This is a genomic window from Nocardia suismassiliense (assembly GCF_900269665.1).
Classification (GTDB): Bacteria; Actinomycetota; Actinomycetes; order Mycobacteriales; family Mycobacteriaceae; genus Nocardia; species Nocardia suismassiliense.
Window position 1 is genome coordinate 4,564,352 of sequence record NZ_LT985361.1, and the last position, 20,860, is coordinate 4,585,211.

General features: G+C 66.8%; 19 protein-coding genes and 1 pseudogene. 9 read left to right on the plus strand and 11 right to left on the minus strand.

Going from position 1 to position 20,860, the window contains the following annotated elements:
• Genes DBO33_RS20395 through DBO33_RS20410 form a run of 4 tightly spaced genes read right to left on the minus strand, consistent with a single transcriptional unit; the run spans position 1 to position 4,252 of the window.
• Entirely contained in the window at positions 1–945 is a 945-nt protein-coding gene (locus DBO33_RS20395; protein ID WP_107656473.1) for an SDR family NAD(P)-dependent oxidoreductase, read from the minus strand.
• Positions 942–2,480 (minus strand): flavin-containing monooxygenase, encoded by a 1,539-nt coding sequence (locus DBO33_RS20400; RefSeq protein WP_107656474.1) that lies wholly within the window; start codon positions 2,478–2,480, stop codon positions 942–944. The genes DBO33_RS20395 and DBO33_RS20400 overlap by 4 nt, the downstream gene beginning before the upstream one ends.
• Positions 2,477–3,340 carry a metal-dependent hydrolase gene (locus DBO33_RS20405; protein WP_107660435.1) on the minus strand — a complete coding sequence of 288 codons (864 nt, stop codon included), beginning with the start codon at positions 3,338–3,340 and terminating at the stop codon, positions 2,477–2,479. The genes DBO33_RS20400 and DBO33_RS20405 overlap by 4 nt, the downstream gene beginning before the upstream one ends.
• A 33-nt stretch (positions 3,341–3,373) precedes the next feature.
• Entirely contained in the window at positions 3,374–4,252 is an 879-nt protein-coding gene (locus DBO33_RS20410) for a metal-dependent hydrolase (RefSeq protein WP_107656475.1), read from the minus strand.
• Between the two features lie 367 nt (positions 4,253–4,619).
• Between DBO33_RS20410 and DBO33_RS20415 the strand changes: the two genes are divergently transcribed.
• A complete protein-coding gene (locus DBO33_RS20415) occupies positions 4,620–4,907 on the plus strand; it encodes a hypothetical protein (protein WP_228540822.1) in 288 nt (95 codons plus the stop codon).
• 139 nt (positions 4,908–5,046) lie between these two features.
• Entirely contained in the window at positions 5,047–5,949 is a 903-nt protein-coding gene (locus DBO33_RS20420) for a S1C family serine protease (protein WP_107660436.1), read from the plus strand.
• 154 nt (positions 5,950–6,103) lie between these two features.
• Here the strand turns inward: DBO33_RS20420 and DBO33_RS20425 are convergent, their stop codons facing one another.
• Complete coding sequence (locus DBO33_RS20425) at positions 6,104–6,793, minus strand: TVP38/TMEM64 family protein (protein ID WP_199856703.1); 690 nt, start codon at positions 6,791–6,793, stop codon at positions 6,104–6,106.
• Between the two features lie 181 nt (positions 6,794–6,974).
• Here DBO33_RS20425 and DBO33_RS20430 point away from each other — a divergent pair, with 181 nt between their 5' ends.
• From DBO33_RS20430 to meaB, 3 genes are read left to right on the plus strand one after another with little or no spacing between them, the layout of a single operon-like run.
• Positions 6,975–8,852: a methylmalonyl-CoA mutase family protein gene (locus DBO33_RS20430; RefSeq protein ID WP_107656477.1), complete on the plus strand. Its 1,878-nt coding sequence runs from the start codon at positions 6,975–6,977 to the stop codon at positions 8,850–8,852.
• Positions 8,852–11,146, plus strand: a complete 2,295-nt coding sequence (scpA, locus tag DBO33_RS20435) for a methylmalonyl-CoA mutase (RefSeq protein ID WP_107656478.1) — start codon at positions 8,852–8,854, stop codon at positions 11,144–11,146. Before DBO33_RS20430 ends, scpA begins: the two co-directional genes overlap by 1 nt.
• Entirely contained in the window at positions 11,143–12,279 is a 1,137-nt protein-coding gene (meaB, locus tag DBO33_RS20440) for a methylmalonyl Co-A mutase-associated GTPase MeaB (protein ID WP_199856704.1), read from the plus strand. The genes scpA and meaB overlap by 4 nt, the downstream gene beginning before the upstream one ends.
• Positions 12,280–12,285: 6 nt before the next feature.
• Here the strand turns inward: meaB and DBO33_RS20445 are convergent, their stop codons facing one another.
• Both DBO33_RS20445 and DBO33_RS20450 read right to left on the minus strand, forming a co-directional pair.
• The gene (locus tag DBO33_RS20445; RefSeq protein ID WP_107656479.1) at positions 12,286–12,693 is read right to left on the minus strand and encodes a type II toxin-antitoxin system VapC family toxin; all 408 of its coding nucleotides are present in this window, start codon (positions 12,691–12,693) and stop codon (positions 12,286–12,288) included.
• A gap of 2 nt (positions 12,694–12,695) precedes the next feature.
• Entirely contained in the window at positions 12,696–13,019 is a 324-nt protein-coding gene (locus DBO33_RS20450; protein ID WP_234390941.1) for a type II toxin-antitoxin system Phd/YefM family antitoxin, read from the minus strand.
• A 310-nt stretch (positions 13,020–13,329) separates the two neighbouring features.
• On the opposite strand from DBO33_RS20450, the gene DBO33_RS20455 reads away from it, so the two are divergent.
• A complete protein-coding gene (locus DBO33_RS20455) occupies positions 13,330–14,004 on the plus strand; it encodes an L-2-amino-thiazoline-4-carboxylic acid hydrolase (RefSeq protein WP_107660440.1) in 675 nt (224 codons plus the stop codon).
• Positions 14,005–14,244: 240 nt separating this feature from the next.
• Positions 14,245–14,709, plus strand: a complete 465-nt coding sequence (locus tag DBO33_RS20460; RefSeq protein WP_107656480.1) for a hypothetical protein — start codon at positions 14,245–14,247, stop codon at positions 14,707–14,709.
• A 137-nt stretch (positions 14,710–14,846) separates the two neighbouring features.
• Here the strand turns inward: DBO33_RS20460 and DBO33_RS20465 are convergent, their stop codons facing one another.
• Positions 14,847–15,341 carry a MarR family winged helix-turn-helix transcriptional regulator gene (locus DBO33_RS20465; RefSeq protein ID WP_107660441.1) on the minus strand — a complete coding sequence of 165 codons (495 nt, stop codon included), beginning with the start codon at positions 15,339–15,341 and terminating at the stop codon, positions 14,847–14,849.
• A 122-nt stretch (positions 15,342–15,463) separates the two neighbouring features.
• On the opposite strand from DBO33_RS20465, the gene DBO33_RS20470 reads away from it, so the two are divergent.
• Together DBO33_RS20470 and DBO33_RS20475 are read left to right on the plus strand one after the other, a co-directional pair.
• Positions 15,464–16,105, plus strand: coding sequence for an NAD(P)-dependent oxidoreductase (locus DBO33_RS20470; RefSeq protein ID WP_107656481.1), 642 nt, complete (start codon positions 15,464–15,466; stop codon positions 16,103–16,105).
• A gap of 61 nt (positions 16,106–16,166) precedes the next feature.
• The gene (locus DBO33_RS20475; RefSeq protein ID WP_107656482.1) at positions 16,167–16,835 is read left to right on the plus strand and encodes a hypothetical protein; all 669 of its coding nucleotides are present in this window, start codon (positions 16,167–16,169) and stop codon (positions 16,833–16,835) included.
• A gap of 3 nt (positions 16,836–16,838) precedes the next feature.
• On the opposite strand, the pseudogene DBO33_RS20485 reads toward DBO33_RS20475, so the two are convergent.
• The 3 genes and pseudogenes from DBO33_RS20485 to DBO33_RS20495 form a co-directional block, all read right to left on the minus strand.
• Positions 16,839–17,858: pseudogene (locus DBO33_RS20485) on the minus strand (amidohydrolase family protein).
• Complete coding sequence (locus DBO33_RS20490; RefSeq protein WP_107660443.1) at positions 17,855–18,889, minus strand: nucleoside hydrolase; 1,035 nt, start codon at positions 18,887–18,889, stop codon at positions 17,855–17,857. The pseudogene DBO33_RS20485 and the gene DBO33_RS20490 overlap by 4 nt, the downstream one beginning before the upstream one ends.
• Positions 18,890–19,211: 322 nt before the next feature.
• Positions 19,212–20,768 (minus strand): MFS transporter, encoded by a 1,557-nt coding sequence (locus tag DBO33_RS20495; protein ID WP_234390942.1) that lies wholly within the window; start codon positions 20,766–20,768, stop codon positions 19,212–19,214.
• Between the last annotated feature and the right edge of the window lie 92 nt (positions 20,769–20,860).

Sequence of the window (20,860 nt, forward strand, 5' to 3'; positions counted from 1 at the left end):
CTACCTCGACACCTCGAGCGGCGGTGAAAGCGGCTGGGCGGCCGGCGTTGCCGCGACCGGATCGATCAGCCGGAGCACGCGCCGCCCGATCCGTTCGAGCCGTTGCACATCCAACGGTTGCGTCAACCGCCGATTCACCCCTGGCGCGATGCGCAGCATGAAATACCCCAGCCAGGCCTCGGCGCGCACCGGCACCACGGCGAGGTCATAGCGCACCGCCCGTTGCGCTGCCCGCGCGACCAGATCCGGACTCAGCGGTGCGAACGGCAGTTTCGCGGCCGCGTCCTGTACCCGCCGCGTCAGTTCCTTGCCACGCTCGATGAGGTCCTGATCCACTCCCACGGTGACGGCGTGCTCGCCGATGTTGGTGTTGATCACGCCGGGACAGATCGCGCTGACTCCGATGCCTTTGGGCCCGAACTCGAGTCGTAGACACTCGGTGAGCATCTTCACCCCGGCCTTGGACACCGAATACGCCGACATCACCGGCGTCGGCGTGAACGCGGCCGCCGACGCGATATTCACGATGTGCCCGCGCTTACGGTTGTCGATCATCTGCTGCCCGAAGACGCGGCAGCCGTGCACCACCCCGAGCAGGTTCACGCTGAGCTGGCGATCCCAATCCGCAGGCGAGAGGTCCACGAACGCACCGCTGACCAGCATGCCCGCATTGTTGACCAGGACATCCGGCACACCGTGGTCGGCGAGCACGTCCCGGGCGAACGCCGCCCACGCGACCGGATCGGTGACGTCGAGACGGGCGGCGGAGGCCCGCCGGCCGCGTGCGTGGATCATCGCCTCGGTCGCCAGGGCCGAATCCAGGTCGAGGTCGGAGACCACGACATGCGCGCCCGCCCTGGCGAATCGGAGGGCGATGGCCCGGCCGATGCCGCTGCCCGCACCGGTCACCACCACCAGGTTCGGCTCGATGTTGGTGAGCTTCATACGGATTCCTCGAGGATCGCGCCGGTCCGCGGTGCGGGAACGGTGTTCCGATAGTGGTAGTCGTCGAGATCGAAATGCCGGTTCTGCCAGTACATCTCGCCGTGGGTGGACGGCCGGAACGGTGAATCCCCGTGGCTGTTGATGTAGTAGGTGTTCGATCCCGTGCAGACGTCAGTGAAGAGAAAGTTCTTCTGCTGTCGGCGTAGGCATTTGGCGAAGTACTCGTCGTGCGCCTGCCTGCTGATCTCGCACTCGGTCGCGCCGCGGCGTTTGGTTTCGGCGATGGCCCGGCTCAGGTGCGCGGCGGTGGCCTCGATCATCCAGATATAGGAGCCGAGCACGAAACCGTAGGGTCCGGTGATGGTGAACATATTCGGGAACCCCGGCACCGAAACACCGTGGTACGCCTGGAATCGATGCCGGTCCCAGAACTCACCCAGATCGAGACCGTCGCGGCCGGTTACTGGGAAGGGCGGTATCGAATCTTTCTCCCACAGTTTGAATCCCGTGGCGCAGATCAGCACGTCGACCGGGTGGTCGACCCCGTCCTCGGTGGTGATCCCGCGCTCGCCGACGAACCCGATCGGCTCGGTGACCAGGCTGACATCCGATCGATTGAACGTCGACAGGTAGTCGTTCGACATCGACGGCCGCTTGCAGCCCAATCCGTAGGCCGGAATCAGCTTCTCGCGCAGTACCGGATCGTGCACCTGGCCGCGCATCCACCGCCGTGCGGGAATCTCCGCCAGTCGCCGGCCCGCGTCGGACAGCCAGGCCGGGCCGGCCACCATGCCGCCCATGCCGATCTCGGTGGCGACGGTGCCGACCAGGCGGATACCGGAACGCACCCACGGTCGTTCGAGCACCGCGCGCCCGATCCGGCCCACCGCCGCATCGGTTTTCGGGAACACCCAGATCGGTGTCCGCTGGAAGACGCTCAGGTGCGCCACCTCGTCGACGATCGCGGGCACCAGTTGCAGCGCGGTCGCGCCGGTGCCGATCACCGCGACCCGCTTGCCCGTCAGCGCGACATCATCGTCCCACAGCGCCGTGTGCATCAGGGTGCCGCCGAAGTCGTGCAGGCCCGGAATGTCGGGCATCTTCGGGCGTTCCAGCCCGCCGATCGCCATCACGACGTAGCGGGCGGTGAGCGTGCGGCCGCCGTCGGTGCCGAGCAACCAGACGCTGTCCTCGGCGTCGAACACCGCAGAGACGATCGTGGTGTTCAGCCGCAGCTTCGGCCGGAGCCCGTACTTGTCGACCATGCTCTCGGCGTAGTCGCGCAACTCGGTGCCCGGCGCGAAGATTCGCGACCAGTCGCCCCGCTGCTCGTAGGAGAAGCTGTAGATGAACGACGGAATATCGACGGCGACACCGGGATAGGTGTTGGCGTGCCAGGTTCCGCCGACCCGATCCCACTTGTCCACGATGACGAAGTCGTGAATACCTCTGCGTTGCAGGGCAATGGCAGCGCCGATGCCGCCGAACCCCGCGCCGACCACGATCACTTCGTAGTCGGGCTGCACCGCGCTCATCGGACGCGATCCACGAGCGCGCCTTGGGCGCCGAACAATTCGTTCTGCCACTGCCGCAGCAAGGCGGCGGTGTCGACATCGTCCGGGTGGAAACCCGGCTTCAGATACACCTGGATCTCGCTGAGCAGACCGCGCACGATCGGCCCGCGCGCCAGCCGATAGGTCTGCCGGGCGACGGTGACCGGCCGCCATGCGGCGGGATCGGCGACGATCGAGGCGAGCACTCCCAGCCCGACCACCGGGATCGTGAAGGCGTACAGCACCGACATGACGGCGATCCGCAGCCACTCCGGGCCGTCGACCGCGCGATAGACGTCGAAGGCCACCGACTTGTGTTCCAGCTCTTCGAGGGCGTGCCAGTTGAGCAGATTACGCACCTCGGGATCACCTGCGAGGGACTGGATTTCGCTACTGGAGAGCACCCGCGCCGCCAGTACCGCGGTGTAGTGCTCGGCGGCGGCCGTGACGGCGAGGTGGGCGGCGGGCGGTGCCAGCCGCTCGGCCTGCTGGACGAGGCGGTGCTGTCGGCTCACCACCTGTTGCAGGGGATAGCCGAGCGCGAACAGCTGCTCGTTCAACTTGCCGTGCTGCTGGCCGTGCACCGCCTCTTGGCCGATGAAGGCGGCGACTCGTTTCTTGAGCACCGGATCGGTGATCTGGTCGGCGAATCGGCGCACCGATCGGATGAACGATTCCTCGCCGGGCGGGAAGACGGCCGAGAGCAGTGCCACCAGATGGCTGAGCACGATGTCGTCGCCCGCGTAGTACTTGGTCATCGGTTCCGGCTGGCCGAAGCGGAATTTCATCCGCCGCACCTTCGGGTAGCTGCCCGCGCCGGTGTGCTGCACGCTGGAAGTCATCTGAATCTCCATTGATTCCGGGGTTCGATACGGCTACTTGAGGTGGCCGACGAGGGTGCCGTCGGTGCCGAAGAGTTCTTTCTGCCAGCGGTGCAACAACTCTCGCGAATCTATGTCGTCGGGATGGAAGCCGGGCCGCAGATACAGCACCAGTTCGCGGCCGATGCCACGGAAGACCGGCCCGCGGAACAGCGTGAAGGCCTCTCTGGCCAGGCTCAACGGATAACGCCGCGCGTCCGGATCCCGGCCGAGCGATACGCTCAGGCCGACGGCCGTGAGCGGGAGGGTGAGCGCCACCAGCGTCGCCATGGTGAGGATGCGCATGGTCTCCGTGCCACCGACCGCGCGGTACACATCGAAGGCCACCGACTTGTGCTCCAGCTCCTCGAAAGCGTGCCAGTTCAAGAGGTTTCGCACTTCGTCGTCGCCGGCGAGGGCCTGGATCTCAGGACTGGACAGCACGCGTTCGGCCAGCACCGCCGTGTAGTGCTCGGCCGCCGCGGTGGCGGCCAGGTGCAACCGTGCCGGGATGCGCTGTTCGAGGCGCTTCTGCCGTTCGATGGCGGCCGGCGCGTCCAGCCACTCGATGGGGTAGCCCATCTCGATCAGCTTCTCGTTGAGCCGCCGGTGTTCCTGGCCGTGCATCGCCTCTTGGCCGATGAACCCGGCGACTCGTTTCTTGAGCACCGGATCGGTGATCTCGTCGGCGAATCGGCGCACCGAGCGGATGAACGACTCCTCGCCCGGCGGGAATCCCGCGGAAAGCCCGGCGATGAAGTGGCTGAACACCATGTCGCCGCCCGCGTAGTACTTCGACATGGGCACCGGCTCGCCGAAGCGGAATCTGATTCGCCGCGCTCTCGGATATGCGCTGCCCGCGCGTTCCTTGGTTCGCACACTCTGCTCGGTCATCTCGCACCTCATTGAGCTCGGTACCGTCAGTATGCGGTACTACTAGTACGATACCGTCTCAGACGGATGAGGCAATAGGTAATTCGAATGCCGCAGGTAGACGCAATTCTGTTGTGCCTGTTGGCCTGCCGTGTCTGGGGATGCTGGCCGGAATTCGTCGCCCGACCGGCGTCGCCGCCGTCGCTGAGGTGTGTGGTTCAACTGCCGTGACTGAATGTTTGCTCAAATGTTGCGGAGTGTCGGCGGGCGAGTTAGATTCATCGCGAACGGATAGTCGTAAGTGCCCTGCCTGTTGAGTATTACCGGGAGCATCCGATGAGGAACCGACTTGTAGCTGCAACATTGCTTGTGATCGGTCGTGGCTGATATGGCTGTGATGATCACGCCGGCCGACGACCTGCTGGCCACGAACGAGTTCCTGCACGACGGCGTGCCGGTATACGTCGCGATCGGACGACCCCAGCCGTATCCCGACCGCACCGGTTGGCGCTGCCGGGTGCGCGTCGAATGCGGGACCACGCGACTCGAGCAGTCGCAGGTCGTCGCGCCGACCGCGCCGGAGGTGCTGCGCCTCGCCCTCGAGCTGGTCACCACCCGGCTCGGCATGACCGAGGCGGAGTTCTTCGAAGGCGCCACCATGAGCCCCGCCGCCTGACCGACACCCCGGTTCGCCTGGCCGATTTGGTTGGGGCTCTGGTGAACACAGTGCGCCCCGAGCTGAGTGCGGGCATGCTGGAGGGGTTGGTGCAGACGTGTAATCAGGGGTGGTGGTCGACGTGGACGATGACGCCGCGATGGATGCCTATTCGCGCACGGTGATCAGGGTTGCCGCGTCGGTCACGCCACATGTGGCCAGCGTGCGCACCCGGCGGGGCAGTGGGTCGGCGGTGGTGTTCACGGAAGACGGCTTCATGCTGACCAACGCGCACGTCATCGGGTCGGCCAGCGGCGGCGAGGTGGTGTTCGCCGACGGGGTGGAGGCCAAGTTCGAGGTTGTCGGCATCGATCCGCTCTCCGACCTGGCCGTCCTGCATTCTCGCAACGGCGCGCCCGCGGCGGTGACGCTGGGCGACGCGGACGAACTCGTCGTGGGTCAGCTGGTGGTGGCCGTGGGCAGCCCGCTCGGACTCGCCGGTTCGGTCACTGCGGGGGTGGTGAGCGCGCTGGGCCGTGCCGTCCCGGTTGCCTCGCGCCGCGCAGGGCGGGTCATCGAGGACGTGATCCAAACCGACGCGGCCCTCAATCCGGGCAATTCCGGTGGCGCGCTGTCGGATTCGGCGGGCCGGGTGGTCGGCATCAACACCGCCGTCGCGGGAATCGGTTTGGGCCTGGCGATTCCGATCAACGCGACCACTCGGCGCATCATCGATACCCTGCACACCGACGGTCGAGTGCGCCGCGCGTACCTGGGCCTGGTCGGCATGCCCGCACCACTACCCGCCGCCGTCGCCGCCCGCACCGGACAGAGCGCAGGTGTCCGCATCATGGAGGTGGTCCGCGGCGGTCCAGCCGAGCAGGCGGGCCTACGCCGCGGCGATCTGGTCCTCAGCGTCGGGCGCGCCGAAGTGCGTGACGCGCAGGGCATTCAACGCCAGCTGTTCGCCGATGCGATCGGTGTCAAACTGCCGGTCACCGTGCTGCGCAACGGTGCCATGGTCGACGTGGTCGCCGTCCCGATCGAGCTGACCGTCGACTGAGCTGATCGGCCACTGATCGCCGGGCTGTCGGTGAATCGCCAACCGATCCGCACGGGCACCGCCGCACACTTTTTGAGGTGGCGCACACGAATTCGCATGCGATTCGGTATGCGGCTCCTCAAAAAGTGTGCGGCTTATCCGTCGTCCCAGGGGGCTACTTGGCGACTGCGGCTGGTGTGGGTTCCTCGGTCGGTACGACACGCTCGCCGTTGTTCCAGCGCGCGTCGACGACCAACCCGACTACGCCGATGGCGACCAGCACCCCGGAGAACACGATCATGGCCGGGTGGGTGTTGCCGGTGAGGGCGTCGCCGAGGATGACGGTGCCGACGCTGCCGGGCAGCACACCGAGCAGCGTGGCAACCATGTACGGCCAGAAGCGGATCGAGGACAGTCCGCAGCAGTAGTTGAGCACCGAGAACGGCACGAAGGCGATCAGGCGCAGCGAGCCGACCGCGAGCCAGCCGCGCCGCCGCAGCCGATCGTCGACGGCGCGCACGGCCGGGTGGGTGAGGCGCGAGGCCACCTGTTCGCGGTCCAGGGCGCGCACGAGCAGGACGGCGAGCGCGGCGCTGACCGTGGTCGCGCCGACGGCCAGCGCGATGCCGAGCACCGGGCCGAAGAGCAACCCGGCACTCACCGTGAACACGGTGCGTGGGATCGGCGCGACGGTCACCAGCGCGTGCACTACGAAGAACACCAACGGAAAGATCGGGCCGACCGAGCCCGCCCAGTCCTGGATCTGCTGTGGAGTCGGCAGCGGGACCAGCAGCGCGGCGACGAACAGCGCGGCGATGCCGACGATCGTCGCGAGCACGCGCGGGTCACGGATCAGCCTGGTCACCGGGGCCAGGTTACCGGGTGGTAGTGGTACTGGGGGACAACGTGTCGCAGCGGTCCCGCTAGCATCAGAAGAAACGGGACGAATGCTCGTTAACCAAAGTAGTCGCTGAACTGGGCGAATGCTGCGGTTTCGGCACACACCACGGGTGCGCCTGCAGTCGAGTGGAAGAGGAAAGCAAGCTATGCCGATTGCTTCAGAGCCCGGGCCGGATGTGGCGCCCACGGGCGCGGATCCGGTTCCGCAGTTCGCCGCGTGGCGCAAGGGCGTGGCCGGGGTGCTGGCCAAGGTCCGGCGGGTCGATATCGCCGACTTGCCTGCGGAACCAGAGCATCTGCTCGCGGAGACCACCTACGACGGGCTGACCATCGCCCCGCTGTACACGCGCAAGGACGAGCTGCCCGAGCAGCCGCTGCCCGGTACCTATCCGTTCGTCCGGGGCGGCGACGCCACCCGCGACGTCCACCGCGGCTGGTACGTCAGCGCGCATTTCGGCGGCGACGACGCTGCTGCGGTCAATCGGGAGATCCTGGCCGGTCTGGGCAGCGGGATCAGCGCTGTCTGGCTCGGCGTCGGCGATCGCGGCGTACCGGCGGCCGAGCTGCCCACGGCGCTGTCCGGGCTGCTGTTCGATCTCGCGCCGGTGACCCTCGACGCTGGCACCGCCACGGTCGACGCGGCGGCGCAGCTGTACACCGCGCTCGACAGCTATGAGACGGCTTCGCGCAAGGACATTCACGTTTCGCTCGGTGCGGCGCCGCTCACCAGCCGGTTCGCTGGAATCGCCGATGTCGGGCTCACGGAGACAGTGACGCTGGCCGGGGCCGCGGTAGCGCGCGCCGAGACGGTCCGCGCGATCACCGTGGACGGCACCGTCTTCCACAACGCGGGCGCCTCCGACGCCCAGGAGCTCGGTGCCGCCGTCGCCGCGGGCCTGGCCTACCTGCGCGCCCTCACCGAGGGCCTCGATATCGCGGATGCGCTGGAGCAGCTGAGCTTCCGCTTCGCCGCCACCGACGACCAATTCGCCACAATCGCCAAATTCCGTGCCGCACGCCAACTCTGGGCCCGTGTCGCGCACGTGTGCGGCGCACCGGATTTCGGTGGCGCGCCGCAGCACGCGGTGACCTCCGCGGCCATGATGACCCAGCGCGACCCGTGGGTAAACCTGCTGCGCACCACGCTCGCGGCGTTCGGCGCCGGGGTCGGTGGGGCGGACACGGTGACCGTGCTGCCGTTCGATGCCGCGCTGCCCGCCGGTGAGCTCGGCGTCTCGAAGTCCTTCGCGGACCGGATGGCTCGCAATACCCAGCTGCTGCTGCTCGAGGAGTCGCACCTGGGTTTCGTGCAGGATCCCGGTGCCGGCTCCTGGTATGTCGAGGACCTGACCGGCGCGCTCGCCGCGAAGGCGTGGGAGTTCATGCAGGAGATCGAGGCCGCGGGCGGCTATCTCGCCGCGCTGGACAGCGGGCTCATCGCCGAGCGCATCGCCGCCACCAAGGCGGCCCGGGATACCGATGTGGCCCACCGCAAGACGTCGGTCACCGGGGTAAACGAATTTCCGAACCTGGCAGAGCCGCCGCTGTCCGAGGCAGCGCGTCAAGCCGATCGGGTGGCCCGCTACGGTGCCACGTTCGAGGCGCTGCGCAACCGCTCCGACGCATACCTGGCCGAGCGCGGTGCGCGGCCGAAAGCGCTGCTGGTGCCGCTGGGTTCGGTCGCCGAGCACAACGTCCGAGTGACCTTCATTGCGAATCTGCTCGCCTCCGGTGGTATCGAGTCCGTCAATCCCGGACCATTGACGGTGGACGGAATCGCCGCGGCGGCAACCGAAGCCGGTGCGCCGATCGCGGTGCTGTGTGGTTCGGACAAGCGCTACGGCGCGGAAGCCGGTGCGGCGGTGCAGCAGTTGCGTGCCGCCGGCGTGGAAACGGTGTTGCTGGCGGGTGCCGCGAAGGCGATCGCCGAGCTGGATGACGCGCAGCGTCCGGACGGATTCCTCGCGGCGAAGATCGATGCGGTCGCCGCGCTGTCCGGCCTGTTGGAGAAGGTGGGAGCCTGATGACTACTCGCGAGATCAAGCATCTGATCGGCAATTTCGCCGAGGTGCCGCTGACCGAACGGGCGCCCGAGCCCGCCGCCGTGGACGCCACGCAGGTCGAGGCTTACGTACGCGAGGCGGCCGCGGCCAACCACTACGCGCCCGAGCAGCTGAAGTGGTCGACGCCCGAAGGCATCGACGTGCCACCGGTGTTCACCAAGGCCGACCGGGATGCCGTTGCGGCCGAAGGGTATCCGCTCGACAGCGTGCCCGGCGTCGCCCCGTTCGTGCGCGGCCCGTACCCGACGATGTACGTCAACCAGCCGTGGACCATCCGGCAGTACGCGGGCTTCTCCACCGCCGCGGACTCGAATGCCTTCTACCGCCGCAACCTTCAGGCGGGGCAGAAGGGTCTCTCGGTCGCCTTCGACCTCGCCACGCACCGCGGCTACGACTCCGATCACCCGCGCGTGCAGGGTGACGTCGGCATGGCCGGGGTGGCCATCGACTCCATCCTCGACATGCGCCAGCTGTTCGACCACATCCCGCTCGACCAGGTCAGCGTGTCGATGACGATGAACGGCGCGGTGTTGCCGATCCTCGCGCTGTATGTCGTTGCGGCAGAAGAACAGGGCGTCGCGCCGGAGCAGCTGGCCGGAACCATTCAGAACGACATTCTGAAGGAGTTCATGGTCCGCAACACCTACATCTACCCGCCGAAGCCCTCGATGCGGATCATCTCCGACATCTTCGCTTACACCAGTGCCAAGATGCCGAAGTTCAACTCGATCTCCATCTCCGGCTACCACATTCAGGAAGCGGGCGCGACCGCCGACCTGGAACTGGCCTACACCCTCGCCGACGGCGTCGAGTACATCCGGGCCGGTATCGACGCGGGCATGGAGGTGGACAAGTTCGCGCCGCGGCTGTCGTTCTTCTGGGCCATCGGCATGAACTTCTTCATGGAGGTCGCCAAGCTGCGTGCCGGGCGGCTGCTGTGGAGCGAGCTGGTCGCGAAGTTCGAGCCGAAGAGCTCGAAATCGCTGTCGCTGCGCACACATTCGCAGACCTCGGGCTGGTCGTTGACCGCGCAGGACGCTTACAACAACGTCGCACGCACCTGCATCGAGGCGATGGCGGCGACCCAGGGGCACACCCAGTCGTTGCACACGAACGCGCTGGACGAGGCGCTTGCCCTGCCGACGGACTTCTCCGCCCGCATCGCCCGCAACACCCAGCTGCTGATCCAGCAGGAGTCCAACACCACCCGGCCGGTCGACCCGTGGGGCGGTTCGTATTACGTCGAGTGGCTGACCCATCAGCTGGCCAACCGGGCCCGCGCGCACATCGCCGAGGTGGAGGCGCACGGCGGCATGGCGCAGGCGATCGGTGAGGGCATCCCGAAGTTGCGCATCGAGGAGGCCGCCGCGCGCACCCAGGCGCGGATCGACACCGGGCAGCAGCCCGTGATCGGCGTCAACAAGTATCAGGCCGAAGAAGACCAGCAGGTCGAGGTGCTCAAGGTCGAGAACTCCCGGGTGCGCGCCGAGCAGATCGACAAGCTGCGGCAGTTGCGCGCCGATCGGGACGCCGGTGCGGTCGAACGCGCGCTCGCCGAATTGACCCGTGCCGCAGCTTCTTCCGAAGGCGGCATGGAAAACAACCTGCTCGCCCTCGCCATCGATGCCGCGCGCGCCAAGGCGACCGTCGGCGAGATCTCCGACGCGCTGGAGAAGGTATACGGCAGGCACCAGGCCGAGATCCGTACGCTCTCCGGTGTGTACCGCGACGAGGCAGGCAAGGTCAGCAACATCACCAAGGCGAGCGATCTGGTCGAGGCCTTCGCCGAGGCGGAGGGTCGTCGCCCGCGCATCCTCGTCGCGAAGATGGGGCAGGACGGGCACGACCGCGGCCAGAAGGTGATCGCCACCGCCTTTGCCGACCTCGGCTTCGATGTCGATGTGGGCCCGCTGTTCCAGACCCCGGAAGAGGTGGCGCAGCAGGCCGCCGACAACGACGTGCACGTTGTCGGTGTGTCCTCGCTCGCGGCGGGCCACCTCACGCTGGTGCCCGCCCTGCGGCAGGCGCTGGCCGGGGCGGGGCGACCCGACATCATGGTCATCGTCGGCGGCGTCATCCCGCCCGGTGACTTCGACGCGCTCTACGAAGCCGGTGCCGCGGCGATCTTCCCGCCCGGCACCGTCATCGCCGACGCCGCGATCGATCTGCTGAAGAAGCTCGCCACCGAGCTCGGCCACCCGGAGTTGTCACCCGAAAGCGGCAGCGGCGCCGAGGATTCCGCCGCGGCCGAATGAGCGAGCGCGATTCCGCGGTTACCTCGGCCGATGGCGGCCTTCGGCCGGACTCGTCCGGTGCAGGTCAGGAATCGCCATCGGACGCTCGCCAGCCGGGCTCGCGAGCGGACGGTGCCGGGTCCGTGCGACGTGGCCGGGCGATCGACATCGATGCGATGGCCGAGGCGGTGCGGGCGGGCGAGCGGGCCGCCCTGGCGCGGGCGATCACGCTGGTGGAGTCGACGCGCGCCGATCACCGGGATCAGGCGCAGCAGCTGTTGCTGAAGTTGACGCCGGACAAGCACAGCTCCGAGACGGCGGTGGTGTCGAATCGTGTTGGCATCACCGGTGTTCCGGGGGTCGGCAAGTCGACCTTCATCGATGCGCTCGGGATGGATCTGATCGGCAAGGGGCATCGGGTCGCGGTGCTCGCGGTCGATCCGTCGTCCACGCGGACCGGTGGTTCGATCCTGGGTGACAAGACGCGGATGGCGCGTCTGTCGGTGGAGCGCAACGCTTATATCCGGCCGTCGCCGACCGCGGGGACCCTCGGCGGTGTGGCGAAGGCGACCCGGGAGACCATCGTCTTGCTCGAGGCCGCCGGGTACGACGTGATCCTGGTGGAGACGGTCGGGGTCGGTCAGTCCGAGGTGACGGTCGCCAATATGGTCGATGTCTTCTGTTTTCTGACGTTGGCTCGGACCGGTGATCAGTTGCAGGGCATCAAGAAAGGTGTGCTGGAGCTGGCCGATCTGGTCGCGGTCAACAAGGCCGACGGCAAGCACGAGATGGAAGCCAAGTCCGCTGCCCGCGAACTGGCCGGCGCGCTCCGGTTGATCCACCCGCACGACGCGCTGTGGCGTCCGCCGGTGCTCACCATGAGCGGCCTGGAAGGTATCGGGCTGGACAAGTTCTGGGACACCGTCCTCGAACACCGCCGGGTCCTCACCGATGCAGGCGAATTCGACGAGAAGCGCCGCCGCCAGCAGATCGACTGGACGTGGACCATGGTGCACGATCAGCTGCTGCGCCGCCTCGCCGACAACCCGAAGGTGAAAGCCATTCGCGCACAGGTGGAAAAGCAGGTCCGCGACGGAACCCTCACCGCCGCACTGGCCGCCGAAGAACTGCTACGCGCCTTCGACAACCGCTGACCCGCTTCACCCGAACGGGTTGATCACGGCCGCACCCGTCTCCTCGAAGTGCTTCACATTGCGGGTGACCACGGCTAGACCATGCGTCAGTGCGGTGGCCGCGATGAGCCCGTCCGCCATGTCGATCGGGTGAATGCTGATGCGGGCCCACGCCCGGACGATCTCGGTGGTGACGGGCAGGATGCGATCGCCGTGCCGGGTTTCGATATCGGCGATCGCCTGCTCGAAGAGTTGCGCCCGCGCTGTCCCGCCCCGATGGCGCAGCAACGCGACGCCTCGGCGCAGCTCACCGACGGTGACGACGCTGAGCCACTGGTCGGCCAGGCGTGCCTTGCTCAACCAGTCGAGAACCGCGGGTGCGGGCTTCGGTCGCATTATTTCGGACAACACATTGGTGTCGAGGAGGTAGCTCACAATTATCCGGCCGCATCGTCGAACAGGTCGACGTCGCGCGGCATGCTGTGCTGTCGCGCGCTCTCGACCTCGTCGAGTACGTCGGCTACGTCGTCGCCGAGACCCGAGAATGTCACCAGGAGATGGTCGACGAAGCTGATGTCCGGCCGCGTCAGCTTGCGGTACTCGTTGATATCGAGGACTACCGCCACCGCGTCACCGTGGCGGGTGATGGTCTGTGGCCCGTCCGATTCCGCCGCACGCAATACCTCGGAGAATCGTTGCTTGGCCTCCTGAACTTGCCATTGCACCGTCTCTGCCTCCTGGTCTAGCTGAAGTGTCCCCATCTGGACAGTCTAGACAGACCGGAGCGGGTATGTCGACCCTCGGCCCGCGGCCGTCGGGTGTCCGCTGTGCCCCTGCTTTCCGTGCAGGCATGCCGACCGTGAAAAGACTTCGGTACCAGGGCCATTGGACAAGAATTGCCGCGCGTGGGATGCTGCGAATGTCTCGCAGCCGCGGGACTATCCAAGAATATCGTCAGCGCCAGGTAGGTCGGTGGAGCGCGTTGGCGTGCTCGTCGGTGACGGGCACGGCCGACCCCTGCCTTGTGGTTGTGCTGTGTTCGAGACCGGCGATGTCTCGAAAGGACGCAGTATGCACACCGACCCCTTCGACCTCGCCGACAACGAGTACGTGCCCGATGCGGCACGCGATTCGGCAGCCGTCGTCGAAGCATTTTTCGACCACCTCGCAGCGGGTTTGCCCGATGCGGACCTACCCGAGGGCCTCTTCGCCGATATGCGTGGGGAACTCGCGGAGATGGAAGCCGCCGACGCGCACCGATGCGTGGACGAGCCCGCGCGCTACAACCTGCGGATGACGCTGGCCTTGGTGGTCGCCTACCGGGTCTTGCGCCCTCGGCTCGGTCGCGACGCCACCATTGCCGCGCTGCGCGGTGCGTTCGTCGAACCGCTCGGCGACGCCGTTCAGAAAGCGACCCGGTCGATGCTCGATTCCGCAGACGACCCGTTCGCCACCATGGTCGCGGTGTCGAAGTCGCGCGAGGAACACGCCTTCGGCGCGGGATTCACCTTCGAGCGACCGGCGGACGACCACCAGCGGTACCACGTGGATGTCGTTCAGTGCTTCTATCATGATGTGCTGGTTGCACATTCGGCGTCGGAGCTGACGCCGGTGATGTGTGAGTTCGACGCGAACTGGATCCGCGCTATCGACCCGGCGAAGCACGGATTCCGTTTCGACCGCGTCACCACCATCGGATTCGGCGGCACGCACTGCCCGTTCCATTGGGAGCGCACTGAACGCTGATCGGTCGCCGGACGGCGGAGGTGGCGGGTTGTTCGCTGCCTCCGTCGTCCATGTCGGTCGCTCTACCTGCAAAGTCCTTTACTGGACCGCGTATTTGCTGACCGTCTACTAGTTGTCGAGTGGCATTGACGAGTAGTAACGTGGAAGGTTCCTCAGCTGGCGACGACGCGGCAACGAGGACTCGCCGGCCGACGTGATGCGGGGGGATCGTCCCCTTCGCGGGCAGGGAGGTGCCTGGCGATGTCCGATGACGCGATCGATCGCACGCCTGACCCCGAAATGGGTCGGCCGCAATGGTATTCGGGGCCGGAGCCGCCTCCGCCTGAGGGTAAACCGTTCACTCCGGAGCCGGTTCTGGTGACCGTCGGCGATATCGGATGCACGGCGACTCGGGTGCTGACACCGTCCGGGCAGCGTCCCTTGGCGGGCACCGTCTGGATTGTCACCAATCAGACCACCGTCGACCGGCGCATTCCTTCGTACGCGATCGTGCTCGCTGTGCTGCTGATGATCTTTTGTCTGCTCGGCTTGGTGTTCCTGGCCGTCAAGGAGGAGAAGATCCAGGGATTCGTCCAGGTCAGCGTGCAAGGATCGGATTTCTACTACGCGACCCAGGTCAAGATCACCGATCGCGCCCAGGTCTTCGACACCGAACAACGCGTCAACTACATCCGCGGACTGGTCGCCGCCTTGCCTGCCGCTTGACCTGCCGTCGATTGCTGCGAAGGTCGGTCCGGAGTTCGTGCGCGGGGAATCGCTGGTGGTCGGGCACCAATGAAGGATGGCCCGACGTTCAAGTGCGGCGGAATCGCCGGTGCGTCACGACGGCCCGTGCCCGCCAATCAGGTTGTGTCGCCCAGTGATTCGAGCAGCACGCGCAACGTATCCGCCAGCGCAGCGCGCTGCTTCGGGGTGAGCGGACCGAGGATGCGCTCCTCGGTGGCGACGTGATCGGGTAGCGCCTCGTCGATGAGGTCGTGCCCCGCGTCGGTGAGAAAGACCCGGACGCCGCGGCCGTCGGACTCGTTGGGGGTTCGCCGCACCAGTCCCCGCTCCTCGAGCCGATCGAGTCGCTGCGTGATGGCACCGGAGGTCACCATCGCGGAGTGCATCAGCTCGGTGGGCGTCAGCGAGTGCGGTGGATCGCTGCGCCGCAGGGTGGCGAGCACGTCGAAGGACGCTGCGTCGAGCCCGTGCGCGGCGAAGGTCTTGCGCAGCTCGACGCCGGTGAGCTGCGTCAGCCTGGACAGCCGCCCGAGCACGGCCATCGGGGATACGTCCAGGTCGGGCCGCTGTTCCCGCCATTGCGCGAGCACCTGGTCGACGTGATCGGTCACCACCGCACTCTAGCGAATACCTCAGCGCTGAGGTATCTCGACGCGGGAATTACTCAGCGCTAAGCTAAGTTACTTAGTGCTAAGCAATCGAAACGGGCTCGGGTCCGACAGGAGGACGAATCATGCGCATCACGGTATTCGGCGCGACAGGTGACGTAGGCAGTCGAGTGGTGACCGAGGCCTTGGCTCGCGGACACGAGGTCCTCGCCGTCATCCGCGACCCGGCTCGCGCCGCCGCCGTACCCGCAGCCGCCGAGGTCCGCATCGGCAACGCCGCCGACCTCGACGACGTCGTATCCCTCAGTCTCGGACAAGATCTCGTAATCACCGCCACCCGCCCACCCGCAGGCCGAGAACACGAACTCCCCGAAATCACCGCCGTACTACTGAAGGCTCTGGCCCACACCGAAGTCCGCCTACTGGTCGTCGGCGGCGCATCAACCCTGCTCGTCCCCGGCACCAACGGCCCCACCCTGCACGAACCCCCCGATTTCCCAGCAGAATTACGCCCCATAGCCCAAGCCTGCGCCGACCAACTAGCCCTCTGCCGAGCCGAAACCACCACGGACTGGACCTACCTGAGCCCACCCGCCGACCTCCGCCCCGGCCACCGCACCGGAACCTACCGCACCGGCACGAACGAACTCCTCACCCATCCCAACGGTGAATCAACCGTATCTATGGAGGATTTCGCCGTCGCCCTGCTGGACGAAGCCGAAAACCCGACCCACCGGCGCACTCGATTCACCGTCGCCGCAACCTAGAACATCGCAATGGATTCGATCGGGCGAGACACACACCGGCCGGTACCGCAACGATGGTGACATGCGCGAGAAGTGGACCACACGACCGGCGTGTGCGTTGCTGTTGATGTCGGCGATGGCGTGCTCGCCGGTAGAGGGTCCACCCATCGTGCCGAGCATCGCGTCGCCGGAGACCTCATATCTCAACTCCAGCAGCGTCATCGATCGCAACAATCCGGCAGCGGTCGCCGGGGCGGCTACCGACATCTTTTTCGGCAAGGTTGTCGAGTCGATGGGATCGACCGAACGGCGGGGACAGCTGGAGTCGCAATTCTCGATCGAGGTCAGTGAGCGGTTGAAGGGCAACGCCGCGGGCAGGGTCACCGTCAATCAGCGGGGTGGCGTTAAAGACAGGACTGTTGTTGTCGAATCCGGGGATGAACTGCTCGTGCTGGGCCAGTCGTATCTGATCGCGGCGCGGTTCAGCAAAGACCAGGACTGGTACACGTTGATTCCGGTGGCTGGAGATATCCCCGTCACGGGCAACGGCTCTCCGCGTGCCAAGGTGAACCGTCCCCCCGAGAATCGGGACGAGGTGCGCGATCGGATGAAGGATGCGATCGCGCGCGAAATCCCGTTCGCGCCTTCGGGAGCAACCGGAACAGCTCCGTCGAAAACCCCTGCGCCATCGAGTCCGAGCGTCCCGCCGCAGACGTCATCTCCCGTTAGCGCTCCGCGTCCGACTTCTTGACCCCTACTCGATACCGAACAAGTCGGCGGCGTTCTGGTAGCAGACTTGGCGTAGCCAGTCGTCGCCGAGGTTCAGGCGGTCGAGGGCGTAGACGGCGTGGGCGTAGGGGTAGGGGATGTTGGGGAAGTCGCTGCCGAAGAGGATTCGGTCGGCGAGGGAGTGGAGGCGGGGGAGGTCGTGGGCGGTCTCTTATTCACATCTGGCGCTGCCGGCGGAGGGTTAGGGGGAGAGCTTGGGGGGTGGCGGAGTCTTGGAAAAAAAAGAAGGAAGAGGGGAGGGGGTGGAGGGCGGTAGGGGGGAGAGGGACGNGTCTACTTCTTCGGAGAAGTCGGTGAAGGACATGGTGGTGTCGAAGCGGACGTTCGGGTATTGCTCGGCCAGGTCGAAGAATTCGGTGTACTCGGGGGTGCCGAGGTGGGCGATGATCAAGGGTAGGCGCGGGAAGCGTTCGAGTAGGGCAGCGATGGGTTCGGGGCCGGTGAATTCGCCTGGGACAGGGCCGGATCCGCAGTGGATTACCACCGGAACCTGGGCGTCTTGAATCAGCGCCCAGACCGGGGTTAGTAGGGGATCGCGGGGATCGAAACGGCCGACCTGGATGTGTACCTTGAACAGCTGGGCGCCGCGTTGGATCGCTGCCGCCACATAGGTTTCGGCGCTCGGCTCAGGATAGAAGGTCGCGGTGTGCAGGCAGTCGGGGGTGCGCTCGGCGAACTCGGCGGTCCACTCGTTCAACCAGGCTGCCATCTCGGGCTTGTGTGGGTAGACCAGGGCGCTGAAGGCGCGAACGCCGAAGCCGCGCAACGTCTTCAACCGGACTTCTTCGTCGGCTCGGTAGGCGATCGGCCAGGCGCGGGCGGTGAGTGGACCGGCCGAGTCGAAGTAGGCCCACACCTTGCGCATCACCGGTTCCGGCATGAAATGTGTGTGCACGTCGATGATTCCGGGCAAGCCGAGTCGGTGGCGGAAGTCGGCGAGGTAGGTGTTGTCGTCCTGATCGCCGGTCACGGCTTCTCCTGTCATTCGGGCGCTCCCGCCTCGGGTGGGTACAGCGCCCGCGCGAAATCGCCGATCCGGCTGATCAGCCGGTCGAAGAACAACTCCTGATCGGTGCCGATCACGATGTCCGCGTTGGGTTCTCGACCCCACATGCCCGCCCAGTCGGCCACCGTGGTCGCGCGGGTCAAGGTGCCCGCGAGCTCGACGTCTACCGTCGCCGGTCGGGTGACGGCGAGGGCGGGATCCAACGCGACCGCCGCCGCGAACGGATCATGCATGTGCGCGAGGTAACCCAGGTCGTAGAGCCGGTGGAAGTCGAAGTAGAACCGCACCGCGTCGGTGACATGCCGGACGATCGGATTGCTCGCCACCGATCGCGCCTCGGGGGGATCTGTCTCCGAAACCCCTTCCACGGGAAGGCTGCCCGCCCGCTCGGCGAGCAACGACAGATGCTTCGGCCGCATCTCGATGGTCTCGGTGATGTCGAGTGCGCAGACGATCGGCCTGTGGTCCGGCGGCGCGGCGGAGAAGGCATCGAAAACCTCCTTGGCCGCCTCCGGATCGACGTGCACGTTCCATTCGTTGGTGGGGGTGGTGTTGCCGGGATGGTTGAACGCACCGCCCATGATCACGAGTCGCCGCAGCAGCGTCGGCAGCGCGGGCTCCAGCCGGACGGCCAACGCCAGATTGGTCAGCGGCCCGGTGCACAGCCCGACGATCTCCCCGGGATGCGCGCGCACCAGATCAACCCACATCTGGGCAGCGGAACGCGACGAAAGCACCCGGTCCGACGCCGGCAACTCGGCATAACCCACACCCTGCGGACCATGCGTGTCCTCGGTGGTGCGCAACGGAATCGCCAACGGCTCGACAGCGCCGAGCGTTACCTCGATCTCGGGCGCCCGGCACACATCCAGCCAGGCGAGATTGTTCGCGGCCACCTGCGGCGCGGGCACGTTCCCCGCAGTCGAGGCGATCCCGACGATCTCGGCTTCGGGCGAGGCCAGGAGGTAGAGCAGCGCAAGAGAATCATCGACCCCGGTATCAACATCCATGATGATCTTCTGCCGCACCCCACGAGACTAACGCTGCCGCTGTACCCCGCATCGTCCCGGACGGCCGGACTCCTGGTTCGCTGCCCTGCGCGGTTGAGGTGACGGGCCGAACGCCGCCCAGCGCGGCGAGTCCAATGCGGCAACGCCCCGCTGCGGGTTGAAAGCGGCGACGCTCAGTGGCGGCTGAACGCGGGAACGCCCTGCGGCGGGCCGAACGCGGGAACGCCCCGCGGCGGGCCGATTGCGGCAATGCCCTGCGGCGAGCTGAATGCGGCAAGGCCCCCGGTGAGCCGAATGCTCGGCGCCCAGTACCGCACTCCGATCAGTGCAACTCGCCACCAACCCCCGTGGGCACATGCCGCAACCGCACCACCGCGACCACCGAAATAACCGCTGACGCGACCGCGGTGATCCAAGCGGTGACCTGCATGCCGTGCAGGAACGCCTCCCGCGCCGCGAGCAACACCGCCTCCCCGAGCTGCCCAGGCAACTCAGCACTCGTCTGCACCGCCGCACCCAAGGTGTCACGCACCGATCGACTCGCCTCGGCAGGCAGTCCCGCGGGCAACGTGGCGGCCAGATCGCCGCGGTACAGCGCGATACTGATGCTGCCCAGAATCGAAATCCCCAGCGCACCACCGAATTCCGCACCCGTCTCGGAGACACCCGCGGCGGCCCCCGCCTGCTCCGGCGGCGCGGCACCCACGATGAGCTCGGTGGTAATGCCGTACACCGGCGCGAGACCGAGCGAGATGATCACCGAGGCGGCGACGGTGAGCGCGACCCCGCCGGTGAGCCCCACCCGCGTCATCATCAGCAACCCGACGGCCGTGACCGCCATGCCGACGCCGATCACATACGCGGGCCGAACCACCCGGATGATGAGCGGCGACAGCTGCGAACCGACGATGAACCCGATACCAGAGGGCGCGAGTGCCAGACCGGTGGCCAGCGGCGAAAGCCCGAGCACCAGCTGGAAGTACTGGGCGACGAACAGGAAGTAGCCGAAGGCGACGAAGATGCCGACGATATTGATCAGCAAGGCGAGCCGGAAAGCACCGAGCCGGAACAGCCGCAGATCGAGCATCGGATCGGGCCTGGTCAGCTGGCGACGCACGAACAGCACGCCGACGATCGTGCCCGCAGCCAATGCCAGCAGCGCAGCGAAACCGAGCCCGTCCTGCGCAATCTTCTTCATCCCGAACACCAGCGCGATCATGGTGGCCACGCTGAGCAGCGCGCTGACCGGATCGAGCTTGCCCGCCTCGGGATCACGGAACTCCGGCAGCACCTTCGGCCCGATCACCAGCAGCAACGCCATCACCGGCACGGCGAGCAGGAACACCGAACCCCACCAGAACTGTTCCAGCAGCACCCCGCCGAACAGCGGACCGACCGCGCCGCCCGCCGAGAACGCGCCGACCCACACGCCGACGGCGATCGAGCGCTGCCTGGAGTCGCGGAACATGTTGAAGATCAAGGACAGTGTCGATGGCGCGAGCGTCGCCCCCGCGATGCCGAGCAGCGCGCGGCAGACGATCAGCAGCTCCGCGGTGGGGGCGAACGCCGCGATCACGGACACCACCGCGAACGCCGCCGCGCCGGCCAGCAGTATGCGGCGCCGTCCGATCCGATCACCGAGGGTGCCCATGGTGATCAGCAGTCCAGCCACCATGAACCCGTACACGTCGATGATCCACAGCAACTGTGCGCTGGTCGGATGCAGATCCGCGCTGAGCATCGGCACGGCGAGGTGCAGCACCGTGAGGTCCATCGCGTAGACGAAGCAGGCGAGCGCGAGCACCGCGAGCCCGATCCACTCCCGCCGTCCGGCGCGTGGCTGCACCGTGTCCGAGGTCCGGTCGAGGGTGCTGTCCACGGGACGGTTTCCTTCCGTGGTTGCCGAGAGGGTCATGACGGTTCAGACGAACACGGCACGTCTATCTCATCGGTCACCGGTAAGAAACCGCA